Below are 17,397 nucleotides of genomic sequence, written 5' to 3' on the forward strand. Positions count from 1 at the left end.
TTCATTATTAATTATATGATGTTTTTTTAATTTAGTCAATAATATTAATAAGATATTTTAAATTAACTTACTAATTCAAATCATTGTATTCTTCTACTCTAATTGTTGCTGAAACTCTTTTAAAATTTGTTGTTCTGCTTTTGACAACAAACCATTAGTTGTTACTAAACTTTCAAAATTAGTTAATGTATATAAAGGAACTTGTAAACTTTCAAAAGCAATAATAGCTTTTTAAATTGATAACTAAAAATTGCTAATACCGCAACAACTTCCAAACCTGCCGCTTGTAAAGTTTTCACAACTTCAATAACTTACCCACCGATAGAAATTAAATCTTCAATGACCACAACCTTTTGTCCCCTTTCATAGACTCCTTCAATTTGATTTTGTTTTCCGTGACCTTTTTTACTACTACGAACATACCCAAATGGTAATTGTAATAAATGGCCTAATAGAGCAGCATGGGGAATTCCTGCTGTTGCTGTTCCAAAAATATTATCAATTTTATCTTGTCCGAAATTAGTATTAATAAATTCAGCAAACCTTTCAGCAATTGTTCACCGCAAATTAGGATAACCCATCGTTAATCGATTATCAATATAAATTGATGCTTTAATTCCCGATGCTCAAGTAAATAATTCGGTAGTATTAATACTAATTGCTTTAATTCTAATTAATTCCGTAATAATGTTTTTCATCTTCATTCGTCCTTTCTAATCTGCCAATGTTGTTACAATTTGTTGATAAACGGCTACCGGATCAGCAGCGCTTGTAATTGCACGACCAATTACTAAATAATCAGCTCCTAATTCTTTTGCAAGAACTGGTGTTGCCACCCGTTTTTGATCAGTTTGTTTAGTTACTAATTGAATTCCAGGGGTAATTGTTTGTAACGATGGAAACTGTGTTTTAATCATCTTTGCTTCTCAAGGGGAACAAATCACACCATAAAAGTGATTATCTACTGCTAATTTTGCTAAATTTTGTACTAATCGCTCCGTTGTTAATGTTGAAGATAAAAATAAAGTTTGAAGATCATCATTATCAAGACTAGTTAATACTGTTACACCTAATAATTTAATTGAAGTATCTTGCACAACCTGATGCGCTAATTCTAATGTTTTTTTCACCACTTGTTAAATGAATTGTAACAAAGTCAACTTGATATTGTTTTAATGCTTGTAAAGCCTTTTCAACTGTAATTGGAATATCATTTAATTTTAAATCAAGAAAAACAATATGACCGTGCTGTTTTAATTTATTAATAATTTCAAAACCAACAGCATAAATTAATTCCATCCCAACTTTTAAAAATAATGATTGTGGCGGAAACTTGTTTAAAAAAGTTCATAATTGTTCTTCTGTATTAAAATCACACGCAATAAATATTTTTGGCATAATTATTTCTCCTTCTGGTGCGCGATTCCCACAATATCGCTTAAAAGTTGTAAATTTTGTTCTTCACAATATGCTAACAAATCTCTTTTAATCTCTAAAACAAGGTTTGGATTAGTAAATAAATTAGTACCAATTGCAACAATACTTGCTCCAGCCATTAAAAATTCAAGAACATCATTGGCAGAACTAACTCCCCCCATGCCAATAATTGGGATTTTAACTACCTTAGCAACTTCATAAACCATCCGAATTGCGATTGGTTTAATACAAGGTCCACTTAACCCTCCTATAATGTTACCTAAGGCCGGTTTTTTCGTTTTAAGATTAATCTGCATTGCAGGAATAGTATTAATTAGACTAATTGCATTTGCTCTTTCTTCTTGACAAATAATCGCAAATTGCTTAATATCACTAACTGATGGTGATAATTTCACAATTAATTTCTTTTTTGTTAAAACACGGCGAACTCTTTTAACTACTTGTCGTGTTACCACCGGATCAGTTCCAAATAAAATACCGCCTTCTTTAACATTTGGACAAGAAATATTTAATTCAACAAAAGCAATTGCATCAATTTCATTAATAGCAATGGCTAATATTTCGTATTCTTCAATTGTTTTTCCATTTAAGTTCACAATAATTAAAATCTGAAACGCAGCAAAGGTGGGCACAATCTTCGCTGTAAAATAATCTAACTCTGGGTTTTCTAAACCAATAGAATTAATTAATCCCGCTGTAACTTCAGCTAACCGCTGTGCACTATTGCCTAACCGTGGCTCTAAAGTAATTCCTTTTGTTGTTAGCATTCCCAACTCATTAACAGCAAAAAAGTCTTAATAACATTCACCATAACCAAATGTCCCACTTGCTGTTGTCAAAGGACAATTTAAGGTATATCCTAAAAATTTTGTTTTTAACATAATAATTTTTACCCTCCCTGCTTTTAATATTCAACAATAATGATTGGTCCATCTGTACAATTTTTTTATTAACCCCATCAATTGTTTTTGTACATCTGTTATTTAAGGGTGGATTCATTAGATAATTCCCATCATTTGTTGTAATATCATCAACTGATAATGTTAAATGGTGCGGCGTTACTTCACAAGTTAAAAAGGGATTATTTTTTTTCCTTCGCGAATTAGAGCAATACTTTTAGCCGTGGAAACATGACATAAATGATAAGGTAATTGTTGTTTATTAACAATTTTTAAATCATTATGCAATAGTTTCGATTCATAGTTATCATCAATACCAATTAAACCAAACTTTTGCGCAATTTGGTGCTGTAAAACAACTGTTTGTTTATTCATATTTTGCCGATTATCAACATGCAACGAAATAAGTTTTTGAATTGCTTGCCCATATTTTAAAGCCTTAATTAATAAAGTTTGATTTGCTAAATAAACCCCATCATCACTAAAACTAATAACATCATCACTAATTGTTGCAAAATCAACCAATTCTTGACCAGCTAATTGCTTTGTAATTGCCCAAAAAAATTGAACATTAATTGGTAATTTTGCTGCTTTAACTAACAATGGTCTTAAAACATCAATATTATCAATTGCTGGCTTTGTGTTGGCCATCACACATACCGTCTGATAACCTCCATATAAGCCGCTAATTGCACCTGTTATTAAATCTTCTTTTTCTGTTTGACCTGGTTCACGAAAATGAGCATGTAAATCAATAAAACTAGGAACAATAATACAATTTAATGACAACTTAATTTCTGTTCCTAAAATACTTGAACCAATGTGAATAATTTTATTTCCTTCAATCGTAATATTAGTTTGTTTAAAACCAATTGGTAAATAAACATAAGCGTTAGTAAATGTATAAATCATCTTAATTATTTGCTAAAATATTATTTAATTAACTAGCATAACTGCACATCATTAAAATAAATATTGCAAAATTAAAAATAATATATTACAATAAAGATTGACAAAATGAAATTAATGGTGGAAAAATATGACAATTGCCTTATTTAGATGCTCCGTGATATAGATTAGATAAACATATTATTAATGCTCTTATTTGTGCGTTTAATACTTTGCCTGGTATTAAAGAGGTTGGCAAATATATTAATGCTTTGGGAAATACGATGCATAATGTTAATTTGCTTTGAGAAAATATTAGTAATTTATTTGCCTTTGATATAACTTTTAAATTATTGCTTAATGCTATTATTTCACTAGCGATGTTTAATGGTGTTATGCGATATTTATAAAAGTAAAAGCAGATACAAATACAAGCAAAACAAAGACAGACACAGACAGAGACAAACAGGCAAGCAAACACGCCGGAGGAGGGACTTTATGTCCTCCCCGTGTGTTGTTTGCGGGGTACAGGTCGCGCAGCGATCTAGGGGCGGAGCCCCTTTCCTTGATAATGCCATTCGTATAAAAACCTCATTTGCCATTTGCACAAATATTTTTGCTTGTTGACATTCAACAACATCATCATCAATTTCAATACCACGGTTAAAAGGAGCTGGATGCATAATAATTGCGGTTGGCTTCATTGTTGTAACTAATTCAGATGTTAACTTATAATTTCGTAAGTAATCTAAATGATATTTTTCATCAGCATGAAATCGTTCAAACTGGTAACGTAGTAACATTACAACATCCATTTTTGGCAAAGTTGTTTTAAAATCAACAGTTTTTACACCAGGTAATTGTAATTCATTAATTCCTGTTGTATACACATTCATTCCTAATTTTTGCATAATTTGAATATTAGTTTTTGCAACTCGTAAATATTTAATATCGCCCACAATGATAATATTTAATCCTTTAAATTCACCAAAATGTTCTTTAATTGTCAACAAATCTAATAAACTTTGGGTTGGATGATTTCCTGACCCATCACCACCATTTAAGATTGGGATTTTAATTTTATCAGCAAGCTGGTGATAATAATTTTTTTCCGGATGACGAATAACGAGTGCATCAACTCCTAATGCTTCAAATGTTTTAACTGTATCATATAATGTTTCTCCTTTTTTTGTTGCACTAAATGATTCATTAAAATTTAACGTTTTACAACCTAGTTTATGTGCTGCCACTTCAAACGAATAATGGGTTCTTGTTGATGGTTCGAAAAAAAGATTTGCCACAATCTTTGTTTGTTGATAGTTTACTTTTTTCTCATTATTTTTAAATTGTAATGCTGTTGTTAATATTCCTTGAACATCATCTTCAGTTCAACTATCTAAATTAAATAAACTTTTATTTTTCATTAAAATATAACCTCACTTTCCTGATTTTTAAATAAAGATAAAAAAAACTTACTTAATTAATAAGATAATTTCCAATTAATTAAGTAAGTTTTAAAATGATGGGGAGAGAAATAAAGTTAAGAACAAATAAGAAATAAAAACATTGGCTTCTTGTAACAAAAGTCTCATGTTATTTTTTACATAATTGTCCTGATTTTTCATTTTCATTTATTATCACCTTAATAGTATATAATACCAAAATTATTATATTTGTAAAGATAAAAACAAAAAAATATTAGAATTTTAAGATTAAAATTCTGATTGTGTCATTGAATTAATGACCCCACCACCTAAAATTATTTTACGTGCATAAACAGGAATTACTTTCCGTTTTAAAAAACATTTTCGTAATACCAAAATTGCTTTTTGATCATAAACTGGATCACCAAAAATTGGACAAATCAGCGCTTTGTTAACAAAATGAAAATTAAGATAACTAGCAGGAAGACGAAAACCTGGCATTCGATGTTTAAAACGCAAACTACATTTACGGTCAGTTGCTTCACGTTGGGTTAAAAATAATGGAAGTGGTTGATAAATTTTAGTAATTTTTAGTTTTTGCCCTTTGGCATCAGTTGTTGATTCTAACAATGATAAAGCTTCGATACTTCGCTCATATTGTGGATCATTTTTATTATCTGTTCATGCTAATAAAACATGTCCGGGTTCAACAATTTGAAGTAAATTGTTAATATGACCACATGCCTCATCATTATATAGTCCCCTTGTAATTCAAATAATTTTTTTAACATTTAAATATTGCTTCAAATATTGTTCAATTTCAAGTTTTGTTAAAGTCGGATTTCGATTTGGGTTTAATAAACATTCTTTGGTTGTATATAATGTTCCTTCGCCATTAACATGAATACTCCCACTTTCTAGCACCAACGGACAAGCATAATAATCAACACCACTAGTATTTGCCATTGTAATAGCCACGTTATTATCCACATTATAATCTCAGTTAAAATGTTTTGCTTTTAACATTAAACTATTTTGCATTCCTCAGCCATTAAATTCAAAACTAACTGCACGGCGTTCTCCCTTTTCATTTATTAAATAAAGTGCTCCTATATCACGTGCCCAACTATCATAATAATTTGTTTTTACTAAGTTAATATTGCTATTTCCTAGCATTTTTTTAACTCGTAAATAATTCTGTTCATTAACAATCATTTGGACTGGTTCATAATTACTAATAATTTTAGCAACTAATGCAAAAATTTTTTGCGCGAGAAAAGCATTTTTCTGTCAATTATCTTTCATATATGGTCATATCATTCAAGTTTGTAAATGATTACTTGCTTCTGCTGGCAAATAAAACCCATCTTCTTGCGGAGTTGTTATTAATAATTTACTCATTTTATAATTCCTCCGTTCTAAATAGCACCGACTATTTTATTAATAAAGAAAAATATAATTAAAAAATATTATTTGTTTTAAATAACAAATAATATATAAATGATTATTATTAAAAATCATTTTTAAACAAAAATTTTCAATATAGATATTTTTTTAATACATTTGATTTAAAATATTAATTTCAAAAGAAACTGGTGAAGATGACATAATTTGACTAATACTTGCGATACAACGTATAATCATTTTTCCCTGAGGTTTTAATTTACAAAGAACCTTAATTTTGTTTGTTAAAGCAAAATTTAAATTTAAACAAAGATTAAAAACTTCTGTTGCAACAGTCGGATTAACAATTTTAAGTTTAAATGAATCTCATTCTTTTTCTAATTGTCTTTGATGATAATTAACCCGTAATTTATCAACTTGGATTTCATTTTGATATAAAATAATATCTGTCATTTCTGATTGTTTAATATAATTTGAACCTAAATAAGAAAAACATAATTGTAAATAATCAATTTCAAAAAGATTAATTGCCATTTCTTCACCAATTTTCCTCATATTATTCTAACCTTATCATAAATACAATAAACTAGCAAATATCTTGTGTTAAAAATAAAGTTAAAATTATGTTATCAAATAGAGGGTAATTGTTTTTCTTAAAATTAATTAATACAACAAAATACTTATTTTTGATTAATTGTAAATTTATAACAATTAAAGTAGTAATCCTTTTTAGTTAAACGACCTAACATCATAATCCTAGTTTTGTTTTATAATATTTATTACGAAAATTAAACATAAATATTAGCAAATATTTATCCATTAAAAAGTTTTTTCCACTTTTAGTTTATCATAATTTTAGGAGTTAAAAAAAGGAAATATAATTTTCCTGAAAAAAATATTTTTTTAAACTTTATTAACAATTTGTTCATTAATTAAAATAATAAACTTATCAAAAGTAGTAGTAATTTGGTCTTCTTGTCCATAAATTCGATAAGTAATCATTTTTTTATCCCGTTCTTGGTCACCAATCACAATTTGATATGGAATTTTAGCAACTTGTGCTTCTCGAATTTTATAACTTAAACGCTCATCACGATCATCAATCATTGTACGTAATTTTAACTTTTTAAATTGCTGATGTAATTCATTAACATATTCCAAATGATGCTCATTATTAACTGGGATTATGACAATTTGTTTTGGAGCTAATCAAAATAATAAAACCCCTTTTGTTTGTTCTAATAAAATTGCGATAAAACGTTCATAAGTTCCAATTAAACCACGATGTAACATTACTGGTCTTGCTTTTGCTCCTGTTGCATCAATATAACTTAAATTAAATTTTTTTGGTAATAAAAAATCAAATTGTAGAGTTGAAACAGTAATTTCATGGTTTAATGCTGTTTTAATTTGAATGTCTAACTTTGGCCCATAAAACGCTGCTTCGCCAATCATTGGTACATATGGAATTTTTAAATCATCTAATGCTTCTTGTAGCATTTGTTCAGCATGATTTCACATTTGATCATCATCATAATATTTTTCCTTATTTGCTGGATCACGTAATGATAATGAATAATAATCAACATTAATTTTTAAATCTGTTAAAACTTCATTAATTAATTTAAAACAACGTTTAAATTCTTCTTTTAACTGGTCATGACGTAAAAAGATGTGTGAATCAGTTAATTGCATCATTCGTACTCGCTCGAGTCCTGTTAAGCTTCCCGATGTCTCATAGCGATGTAAAATGGCATGCTCAGCAATCCGTAATGGTAATTCACGATAACTACGTTGTTTATAATTATAGACAGCAATATGGTGCGGACATGCCATTGGCCGTAAAACACTAATTTCATTATCTTGTGCCATTGGTGCAAACATATTTTCTTGATAATGATCCCAATGACCAGAAATTTTATACATTTCACTAGTTCCAATAACTGGTGTATCAACCTCAATAAAATCATATTCTCATTCTTTTTCTCGGATATATTCTTGTAGTACTTTTTTTAATGCCATTCCATTTGGTAACCAAATTGGTAAACCAGGTCCAACTAATTTATCAAAAGTAAAGATTTCTAAATCCTTTCCAATTTTACGATGATCGCGTTCTTTTCGCTCTTCATATGCTAATAATATTTGTTCAAATAATTCACGCGAAAAATGTGAACTTCCAGTTAATCGTTGCAACATTTTATTTTTAGCATCATCTTGTCAATACGCTCCTGCTAAACTTCAAAGTTTTAATACTTTAATATGTTTTAAAGTTGTAACTGGATAAGTATTTGGTAAATATAATTCATTACCAAGTAAGTATCCGGCTTGTTCTGCCCCTGTTTCTAGACAAAAAGTTAATAAATAAGGATTATTATCCTCTCTATATCATTTTTTTGCATCGGTCAGGGTCCCTAAAACAGGTGTAATAGCAAGATTATTATTAATTAATTTTGTTACTTCCTGTTCTAAAGCACTAAGATCAGTTTCTTTTAAATGTGGTTCAACATCAAAGTCAATTAAAAAGGTATCATCTTGTACCACAATTTTAGCAATTTTAGCGGTTGGATGTAAATTAGTAATTGCTTTTGCTGCTATTAATGCTGTTGTATTATGCAAAATTGATAAGGCTAGTGGTGATTTATCAGTAATAATTTCTAATGGCCCATCAATTGTTACTAAATATTCTAAACTACGAATTTGACCAGCAAAAACCCCACCAAAGGCAGCTTTCCCTAGACTTGATGAAATACTACTGGCAATAGCATGAATTGTTTGTGGACTTTTAAATTCACGAACTTGCCCATCTGGTAATGTAATTTTAATCATTTGTAATCTTCCTTTCCTAAAAATAAAACTCGCTCCCAATATTATTAAAACAATAATACTAGGAGCGAGGTCTTCGCGGTACCATCCTAATTAAATTAGGATTTAATCTAATTTATCTTTCACACTTAATAACGAAAAGTGCTTAAACGTAAACTAACCGTTGTTACTAGTAATCTAATCGTTCTTTTATTAAGCTTCCATCATCCTTAACTTGCTGAGAAAAGAGGAAGATTAGACCTTGGGTAACTAGTTTAATTATTTAATTTTAATTTCTTTAATTTCTTCGTTGCGCGCAAATAAAATTGTTGAACCAATTTTTGCTCCTCATTTTTTTGCAACTTCACAAATTGCCTTTTCATCTGTTTTAAATGCTTCATAATTATCAACTTTATTCATAAAAATTGAATGCCATGATCCAAAGGCAGTATACAATTCTGGCAGTGGACTAACTCCTAAAATTACTACATTCGGACGGAATTTTGAAATTGTTTTTAATAATTCTCCGGTGTTTGAAACAACAACAGCATATTCATATTTTCCATCTTTACATTTATTTGCTAATTTTTTAGCAATATCAGCGCGTGGGCCTGATGTTGAATTCATAGCATCTTCTAATTGCTTTTCATAATATAATTTTGAATAAAATTCATGCTCTGCTCGTTTATTAATCATTGCCATCGTATGAACAGTAATAAATGGATAGTCACCATTTGCTGATTCACCTGATAACATTGTTGCATCAGATCCTAATTCTGTTGCAAAATAAACATCAGTAACTTCTGCTCGTGTTGGCGATGGATTTTCTGTCATTGTTTCTAACATTTGTGTTGCAACAATAACAATTTTTCCTGCTTCACGACATTTACGAATAATAATTTTTTCTCAATATGGAACATCATAATAAGGAATTTCTAAACCTAAATCTCCCCGCGCAACCATAATTCCATCCGATGCGGCAATAATTTCATCAATATTATTAATTCCAATTTGTGATTCAATTTTAGCAATAATTTGAACATGTTCAGCTTTACACTCTTTTAATAATTTTCGAATTTCTTTGATATTACCAGCTGTGTTAACAAATGATGCTGCAATATAATCAATTCCTTGTTCAACTCCAAATTTAATATCATTAATATCTTTTTCAGCTAAAAATGGTAATGTAAAGTCGACCCCCGGTAAATTAATTCGTTTATTTGTTTTAACAATATGATGGTTGAAAGCTTTTGTTTCAATAATTCCTGGCTTAACACCAGTAACATTTAACTGTAATTTCCCATCATCAACTAATACTACGTCACCAACTTTTAAGTCTTGTGACATATCATATGAAACAGTAATTTCCGTTCCAGTTCCTTCACGGCTTTGATATTCCTTTGGTAATGAATAAATCGTAACTGTTGCATCAGCAACAATTTCTTGTTTCCCATCTTTCATTATTCCAACACGAATTTCTGGACCTTTCGTATCTAATAATACTGAAATTGGTTTACCAATTTTAGCACTAACTTCTCGTGCTCACACAATTCGTGCTCCTTGTTCAGCATGATCTCCATGTGAAAAGTTTAAGCGAATTGTGGTCATTCCTGCTTTAAACAGTTCTTCAAGGGCACCTGCTGAATGTGTACTTGGCCCAATTGTTGTAATAATTTTTGTTCTTTTCATTTTCTCGTTAATATTAAAGTTATCCATTCTCTTGACAATCTCCTTCTAAAAATATTTTACCACTTTATTTTATCGTAAAATTATGATTTTTGATAAATATTCTGATTTAATTCATCAAATTTAGCTCAAATTTCTTTCCGTGATGGTCGTGGAATACTTAATGCTTCCATAATTGGACGAGCAATAATTTGATCGCCGTGATTGCCAATTGCTAAACCATCTGCTCCCACAATAATTTGTTCAACAGCAAATTGTGCCATTTGAAAAGCACGATAACGTTCCATTGCCGTTGGATTACCACCTCGTTGGGTATGTCCTAAAACTGTCGCACGGGTAATATAACCACTTTTACTTTCAACTAATTTTGCTAATTTATGCACATCGGGATAAATCATTTCACTAACAACAACAATAACACTTCGTTTTTGTGCTTGATGTAATGTTGCAACCCGCTCAGCAATTTCTGTCTCAGATAAAGCAGCTTCGTTAATTGAAATAATATCTGCTCCACCAGCAATCCCAGCATATAAAGCAATATCACCACAAGCATGACCCATTACTTCCACAATTGAACATCGATTATGTGATTGCATTGTATCACGCAAGCGGTCAATTGCTTCAACAACAATATTAATGGCAGTATCAAAACCAATCGTATAATCTGATGAAGTGATATCATTATCAATTGTTCCTGGTAAAGCAATACAATTAATTCCCATCTCTGTTAACCGTTGCGCTCCTTGATAACTGCCATCACCACCAATAACTACTAATGCTACAATTCCTTGTTTTCTTAAATTAGCAACAGCTTTTTCTCGTACCTTTGGGTCTTTAAATTCCGGTAATCGTGCACTACCAATCACAGTCCCCCCTAAACGCATAATACTATCCGCAAAATTATTATCAACAACTTCCATTCAATTATTAATTAATCCTAAATAACCATCACGAATAATATATGTTTCTAATCCTTTAGCATATGCTGTTTTAATAACCCCTGCAATTGCCGCATTCATTCCTTGTGAATCACCACCAGATGTTAAAATTCCAATTTTTTTAAGCATGCTTTTTCTCCTTCTCTTTTGTTTTTTTCATCTTGTTTATATTAATTTTAGTTGATATTCTACGATTGTAAAGATTTTTTTAACTAAAAAACATAAAAAAACACTTTGTAAGTGTTTTTTTATTTTGTTCCAAATAAGAAAAAGTAATTCTTATTCAGCTTTTGTAGCTGTTACTTTGCATTTAATTTAAATTAACCAGTAATTTTTCCTGAACTATCCTTTGCTTTAACTTTTACTTCAACAGGTTTCTCTGCTGAATAGTCTCCCGTTGCACCACTATTTGTAATTTCAAATTCACTTGCTTCTCCACCTGGTACTTTCGCTTGTTTATCATCTAAAACAGCTTTTGCAAGAGCTGTATCTTTATTAACTGTTTCTAATTCAGTTTTTGTAACGTTTTGTGGATCGTTTGCTTTAATTCCTACAGTTTGATCAGGCACTGTTACATCTGAAATATCTGCTTTTGTTACTTCACCATTTTTGGTAAAGTTACTTTAATATATCCTGATTTACCAATAACAACGGTTTTATCTTTTGCTGGAGTAATTTGAACATATACATCAACTTTACCTTCTTCTAAATTAACAGTTTCTAACGCTTTACCGTTGTTGTTTGCATAAACTTCATATACAAAGTCAGTTGCTTGTGCTGTTTTTACAACGCCTTGTACTGCTTTTAAAACATTAGGATCTAATGCTTTTTTAATTTCATCTTTTGTAACTTTTGTTGCATCTTTTGCCGCTACAGTTGCAGGTGCTGCAATTGTTTTAACTCTTGATAAGTTGTTACTTTCAGTTTTGTTACATGCGATTACTGATGTTGTCCCTACAGCTGATACACCAAAAACTGCTAAAATCGATAAAAGTCTCTTCATTTCTTATATTTCCTTTCTCTATTAAGTAGTGTTTTTATAAAAGCAAATGTAATTAAAATTACATTGAATATATAAGAGAAAAATAACATTAATAATAATTATTAATTGCTTCTAACCCCACTTTATACAATTTATATTTTTCCTTTTCTTTTTCTTTCCCTTATAGAAGCAATTATACAATAAATATTTCTTAAAAAAAGATTTTTCAAATAAATTGTTTAATCTTTTTCTGTATTTTTAGCTTCTTTTGATTCAGAAACCGGTTCTTCGCTTACTTGTTGTTCACTAACTTTTAATTCTGGTTTGGTCTATTCTGGAACAAATGGCATAATTTCTTGATTTAATAAATTAACATTATTAATCATAAATTGTCCTGCTTGACTTGCTAATGAAAAACGACATTTCTTTTTACTACGGGTTCCTTCGGTATGATAAATTACTAATTGATTTGTTTTATCATTGCGTTCAACACGAGTAATTTTTCGAATTAAAATTCGCTCCCCTAAAAAAGCAATTTCCTTTTCATCAATTCCAACAGCAATTAGTTGTAAAAATAAGAAAATATAAACTCCTACCCCAACTGTCAAGCCAAAAGCTAACACAATCATAATAATTAATGGTGCAGTTGTTGAGAAATCAATAACAAATTGGAATAAAAATCCAAGAATAACAACTGGTAAATTAATTCCTAACACTGTAAATAAAAAAATTAAAATTTTTTTATTAATAAAACGTGATTTAAATTCTCGTTTTATAAAACTAATTAAATAACCAATAATTGATAAACTAACTGCAACAAATAAAAATGCTGCCATCGAGATTGCAATTATTGTTCCTTTTTCAGTATTTTCCATTTTTAGGCTTTCCTTTCTATCACAATGATTCTTATTTGCGAACTTGTGCCATTACTTCTGAAGCAAAATCAATTTCTTCTTTTTCAATTCCTTCGCCAACTTCATAACGAATCATATCAACAACATGAACATTATTTGCTTTTATAACATCACTAATTTTTTGATCAGGATTAACAACAAAAACTTGGTCTAAAAATGATATTTCTGTTAATTGTTTATTTAAACGCCCTTCAACCATTTTTTCTAAAATATTATCTGGTTTTTCAGCATTTTTTGGATCATTTTTTGCTTCAGCCGTTAAAATTGCTTTTTCACTATTTAAAAAATCCGTTGAAATATCATCACGTGAAATAAATTGTGGACGCATTGCCGAAACATGCATTGCTAATTGTTTTCCAATTGTTTTATCAATTTTACCACTAAAAGTTAAAACAGTTGCAATGCGATTATTAGAATGTAAATAAACTCCCATTGATTGATTTGCTTTTAAATGAATTATTTTAAAACGACGTAAGGTAATCTTTTCGCCAATTGTTGCAATAGCATGAACAATAACAGTTTCTAATGGTTCACCATTAACTGATATTTTTAATGCATCTTCCACAGTTTTTGGTTCATTATTAATTAAAGTTTCTCCTACAGTTGCCATTAAATCTAAAAATTGCTTATTTTTTGCAACAAAATCGGTTTCTGAATTAACTTCGAAAATAACTGTTTTATCACCTTTAGTTACTAAACCAACTAATCCTTCAGCAGCAACTCGATCAGATTTTTTGGCCGCTTTGGTAATTCCTTTTTCACGCAACCATGTAATTGCTTCTTCAATCTTTCCATCAGTAGCTTCTAATGCTTTTTTACAATCTAGCATTCCGGCTCCTGTTCTATCTCTTAATTCTTTTACTAATTGTGCAGTAACTGCCATTCTAATTCTCCTTTCAAATTTAAGGGTGCTTGTATTGAAACTAACCAGTTAATACAATTTAATTTTATGTTATTTTTTTACTATTTTATTATCAACAATTGTTAAATGTTTACTTAATTCACTAACCATTTCAGCTTTTTTTGCTTTTGGTAAGGCAAATCCTTCACTAAGAATTTCTAATTCATCAACTTTTAATTTTGATAATGATTTAGAAAAAACATTATCAACTACATTAATTGTATCAAAATTAAAACTTGGTGGGGGAACTGGAACTGGTTCTTCTTTAACTGCGACAGGTTCTGCTACAGCAGGTGCCTCTTCTTTTCTTGAAGGTTGTACTTTATGTGCAGAATATGTTTCTTTTCCACGTTCATTTCTTCTACTCATTCTTCGATTATCATATTGCCCACCACGTGAATTACGATTGTCATCACCATCACGGCGCGTAAATTCATTTGGTTTAAATTGAGGTTCTGGCATTTTAATTCCCATTGCATCACCATATAAATCAGCAATATGATGAGTAATAATTGCAATTGAGCGTGAAGTATCATCATTTGCTGGAATAATATAGTCAATTGGGTCAGGGTCAATATTTGTATCACAAATAGCAATCACTGGAATTCGTAATTTGCGTGCTTCCCGAACGGCAATATGTTCCTCTTTTGGATCAACCACAAATAATGCTTGTGGTAATTCTTTCATTCCTTTAATTCCACCTAAGAATTTTTCTAATTTGTCTTTTTCTTTTTTAATTAACATTTGTTCTTTTTTTGGTAATAATTTTAATTCTCCATTTTTTTCTTGGCGTTCAATATTTCATAATCTTTTAACACGTAAATGAATTGTTTTTAAGTTTGTTAATGTTCCACCTAATCAACGTTGATTAACATAAAAACATTCGCAACGTTCCGCTGCATCCTTAACAATCCACTTGGCTTGTTTTTTTGTTCCAACAAATAAGATTTTTCCCTTACGTGCAGCAATACTTGCCATTAATTTTTTAACATCTTCTAATCTTCATAATGTTTGTTGTAGATCAATAATGTGAATCTTATTCTTTTCACCATAAATGTATGGTTTCATTTTTGAATTTCATCGTTTTGTTTGATGCCCAAATTGAGCACCAGCTTCTCATAACATTTCTCTTGTTAATTCTTTTGCCATATTTCTATTTAATTCTCCTTTTCGTTAAAACATCCATTTATTTCTAACATTTACCACTATCTTATTAAAACAAATAGCACTGGGCAAATGAATCCATAAATGTGTATTGTATATCATTAATTTTATTGAATACAAGCAATAAGATTATAACATATTTTGTTTTAAACAAATAAATAAAAATGTTATTTATCTTTGATAAATAACATTTTTGGCTGTTCATTTGAATTCTGTTCATTTTTCTATTATTGTGTTTTAATTAAAAATTGTTTGTTTTTTAAGGTTTCATAATTTTTAATAAATTAAAAATAAGTAAATCAAAAACAAATATTTTTAATTTAACATTTTTAATGTCCAATGGTTTGGATTAATTTCTTCCTTTAAAAAATTAATTAATGGTAAATTCGGATTAAGTTGTTGCAATGTTAAAATTTTAATTAAATCTAAATTTTCAATTTGATGAATTTCATCTCTTGAGCGAGTTAACATTTGCTGCAAATATAATACCAAAATAAATAAGGCAAATAAATCGACAATTAATGTTGTAATAGAATAAATTTGTTGGAAAAATTGACGCAATTTAATATTTTCTTCTAATATCATTGGAATTAATAATTTTGAAGTATTATTAATAATATTGAAAAGAATCAAAATAATAGCAAAACAAATAACATTGCTTTTTTTATCTTGACGGGTTAAAAGACCACATAATTGTAAACTAGCAATAAAAATCGTTATTACTAAAATAGTTAAAATAATAAATAATTCTTTATCATAACGAAGATTTACATCATTAAAATTATTAAGAATAACTGGTCCAATAATAACAAATGGTGAAGCATAAACAATATATAACAAAAGTGAAACTAAACGCCGACTATTGAAAATCATAGCTAGGGTAATCGTTAATTGTACATATGAATATCCTGTTAATAATATTCAATAATAACTTGGATCAATTGAATAATCTGGTACTAACACTAAATTTCAAATTAATTTACTAAAGAAAAAGGTACTAATTCCTCCAATAATTGAAATACAATTTAGTAAACTACGCGAAGCACTAATTTTTTTACTTTTATAATGTAAAAAAGTTCATTATGAAAGAATTGTAAATAAAAAAGGCAGCAAAAATAAACATTCATAAAAAGAACTTAAAGACACTATCACTGACATATCTATTTTCAAGAATTCATTGACGAATAAAAGGGTTGCTACAAAAGTCTTTAAATAAAATATCATCAAATGAATAATTCATTAATGTTTTCTCCTCCTTTTTTCAAATTTCTCCACTATCATTATACTCTACTTTTACAGAAAAAAAGGTAGTCGGAAAAAAGTTGAGGTTTTATAAAAATTATAAATAAAGTAATTAAATATAAATTAAAGTAATCGCTTATTATAGCGATTTTTTTTATTTGCATTATTCATCAGATAGTATCTTTAAAATTAAAAATTAACCTATTTGGCCCTACAAATTAGTTAATTTTTGTAATTTCCTTTCTGTGATTTATTATATTTTTTCGGTTTAACAACTAATAATATCATTTTTAATAAAGGTACTATCTGATGAATAATGCAATCTAAAACTTAATATTTTGATGCTTAAAGATGGATAACTCATCTATGGCACGAAGTCTTAAAGAAAGTGTGAAAGCGATTGGATTTACTACTCCTATTTATTTCTTTAATTCTCGGCAAGATTAATCACTTGCGAAATGTCAGAGCATGTGTTTTTTGGCTTGTTTTCATAAAAAGAGTGTTGTTAAACCGAAAAAAACAATATCGGACACTAAAAAAACAAGAGGGTTGGAACTCCAAAAGGTTATTTTCTTTATATAAAGTTGTGTAGGGATGGATGAAGCGTAATTAATAACTGGATAAACTGTTTTTTGTTTATTTCCGTATGGGGGTAAACTCTATCAAAATATCCTATCCGCCCCCGCTCACCTTTAAAGTGAAGCGGGCGGCGAAGT

Annotated in this window: 18 protein-coding genes and 1 pseudogene; 1 reads left to right on the forward strand and 18 read right to left on the reverse strand. The window is 29.2% G+C overall.

Going from position 1 to position 17,397, the window contains the following annotated elements:
- Window positions 1-311: 311 nt before the first annotated feature.
- From AACL22_RS02945 to AACL22_RS02965, 5 genes and pseudogenes are all read right to left on the reverse strand, one after another.
- A complete protein-coding gene (locus tag AACL22_RS02945) occupies window positions 312-698 on the reverse strand; it encodes a hypothetical protein (protein WP_338989510.1) in 387 nt (128 codons plus the stop codon).
- Window positions 699-713: 15 nt separating this feature from the next.
- On the reverse strand, window positions 714-1,130 hold the full coding sequence (locus tag AACL22_RS02950) for an orotidine 5'-phosphate decarboxylase / HUMPS family protein (RefSeq protein ID WP_338989511.1): 417 nt from the start codon (window positions 1,128-1,130) through the stop codon (window positions 714-716).
- Window positions 1,078-1,398, reverse strand: a complete 321-nt coding sequence (locus AACL22_RS02955) for an orotidine 5'-phosphate decarboxylase / HUMPS family protein (protein ID WP_338989512.1) — start codon at window positions 1,396-1,398, stop codon at window positions 1,078-1,080. The genes AACL22_RS02950 and AACL22_RS02955 overlap by 53 nt, the downstream gene beginning before the upstream one ends.
- Window positions 1,399-1,400: 2 nt before the next feature.
- Window positions 1,401-2,318 (reverse strand): annotated as a pseudogene (locus AACL22_RS02960) (dihydroorotate dehydrogenase).
- A gap of 189 nt (window positions 2,319-2,507) precedes the next feature.
- Complete coding sequence (locus tag AACL22_RS02965; RefSeq protein ID WP_338989513.1) at window positions 2,508-3,248, reverse strand: amidohydrolase family protein; 741 nt, start codon at window positions 3,246-3,248, stop codon at window positions 2,508-2,510.
- A 134-nt stretch (window positions 3,249-3,382) separates the two neighbouring features.
- Here AACL22_RS02965 and AACL22_RS02970 point away from each other — a divergent pair, with 134 nt between their 5' ends.
- On the forward strand, window positions 3,383-3,634 hold the full coding sequence (locus AACL22_RS02970) for a hypothetical protein (RefSeq protein WP_338989515.1): 252 nt from the start codon (window positions 3,383-3,385) through the stop codon (window positions 3,632-3,634).
- Here AACL22_RS02970 and AACL22_RS02975 read toward each other — a convergent pair.
- The 13 genes from AACL22_RS02975 to AACL22_RS03035 form a co-directional block, all read right to left on the reverse strand.
- Window positions 3,629-4,648 carry an aspartate carbamoyltransferase catalytic subunit gene (locus AACL22_RS02975; RefSeq protein ID WP_338989516.1) on the reverse strand — a complete coding sequence of 340 codons (1,020 nt, stop codon included), beginning with the start codon at window positions 4,646-4,648 and terminating at the stop codon, window positions 3,629-3,631. The two genes, AACL22_RS02970 and AACL22_RS02975, sit on opposite strands and share 6 nt — an antisense overlap.
- 288 nt (window positions 4,649-4,936) lie before the next feature.
- Window positions 4,937-6,049, reverse strand: coding sequence for an agmatine deiminase (gene aguA / locus AACL22_RS02980; RefSeq protein ID WP_338989517.1), 1,113 nt, complete (start codon window positions 6,047-6,049; stop codon window positions 4,937-4,939).
- A 153-nt stretch (window positions 6,050-6,202) separates the two neighbouring features.
- Entirely contained in the window at window positions 6,203-6,607 is a 405-nt protein-coding gene (locus AACL22_RS02985) for a hypothetical protein (RefSeq protein WP_338989519.1), read from the reverse strand.
- A gap of 348 nt (window positions 6,608-6,955) precedes the next feature.
- Window positions 6,956-8,878, reverse strand: a complete 1,923-nt coding sequence (thrS, locus tag AACL22_RS02990) for a threonine--tRNA ligase (protein ID WP_338989521.1) — start codon at window positions 8,876-8,878, stop codon at window positions 6,956-6,958.
- A gap of 255 nt (window positions 8,879-9,133) precedes the next feature.
- Complete coding sequence (pyk, locus tag AACL22_RS02995; RefSeq protein WP_338989523.1) at window positions 9,134-10,570, reverse strand: pyruvate kinase; 1,437 nt, start codon at window positions 10,568-10,570, stop codon at window positions 9,134-9,136.
- Window positions 10,571-10,623: 53 nt separating this feature from the next.
- Window positions 10,624-11,607, reverse strand: coding sequence for a 6-phosphofructokinase (gene pfkA, locus AACL22_RS03000; RefSeq protein ID WP_338989525.1), 984 nt, complete (start codon window positions 11,605-11,607; stop codon window positions 10,624-10,626).
- Between the two features lie 191 nt (window positions 11,608-11,798).
- Entirely contained in the window at window positions 11,799-12,047 is a 249-nt protein-coding gene (locus AACL22_RS03005) for a spiralin repeat-containing protein (RefSeq protein WP_338989527.1), read from the reverse strand.
- Window positions 12,048-12,073: 26 nt separating this feature from the next.
- Complete coding sequence (locus tag AACL22_RS03010) at window positions 12,074-12,481, reverse strand: spiralin lipoprotein (RefSeq protein WP_338989529.1); 408 nt, start codon at window positions 12,479-12,481, stop codon at window positions 12,074-12,076.
- A gap of 308 nt (window positions 12,482-12,789) precedes the next feature.
- On the reverse strand, window positions 12,790-13,335 hold the full coding sequence (locus AACL22_RS03015) for a hypothetical protein (protein ID WP_338989530.1): 546 nt from the start codon (window positions 13,333-13,335) through the stop codon (window positions 12,790-12,792).
- A gap of 31 nt (window positions 13,336-13,366) precedes the next feature.
- Window positions 13,367-14,257: a translation elongation factor Ts gene (gene tsf / locus AACL22_RS03020; RefSeq protein WP_338989531.1), complete on the reverse strand. Its 891-nt coding sequence runs from the start codon at window positions 14,255-14,257 to the stop codon at window positions 13,367-13,369.
- 69 nt (window positions 14,258-14,326) lie between these two features.
- Complete coding sequence (rpsB, locus tag AACL22_RS03025) at window positions 14,327-15,424, reverse strand: 30S ribosomal protein S2 (RefSeq protein ID WP_338989532.1); 1,098 nt, start codon at window positions 15,422-15,424, stop codon at window positions 14,327-14,329.
- A gap of 330 nt (window positions 15,425-15,754) precedes the next feature.
- Window positions 15,755-16,402 (reverse strand): hypothetical protein, encoded by a 648-nt coding sequence (locus tag AACL22_RS03030; protein WP_338989533.1) that lies wholly within the window; start codon window positions 16,400-16,402, stop codon window positions 15,755-15,757.
- A gap of 97 nt (window positions 16,403-16,499) precedes the next feature.
- The gene (locus AACL22_RS03035) at window positions 16,500-16,679 is read right to left on the reverse strand and encodes a hypothetical protein (RefSeq protein ID WP_338989534.1); all 180 of its coding nucleotides are present in this window, start codon (window positions 16,677-16,679) and stop codon (window positions 16,500-16,502) included.
- Window positions 16,680-17,397: the final 718 nt, after the last annotated feature.

Source organism: Spiroplasma endosymbiont of Seladonia tumulorum, assembly GCF_964020235.1.
Taxonomy (GTDB): domain Bacteria; phylum Bacillota_I; class Bacilli_A; order Mycoplasmatales; family Mycoplasmataceae; genus Spiroplasma.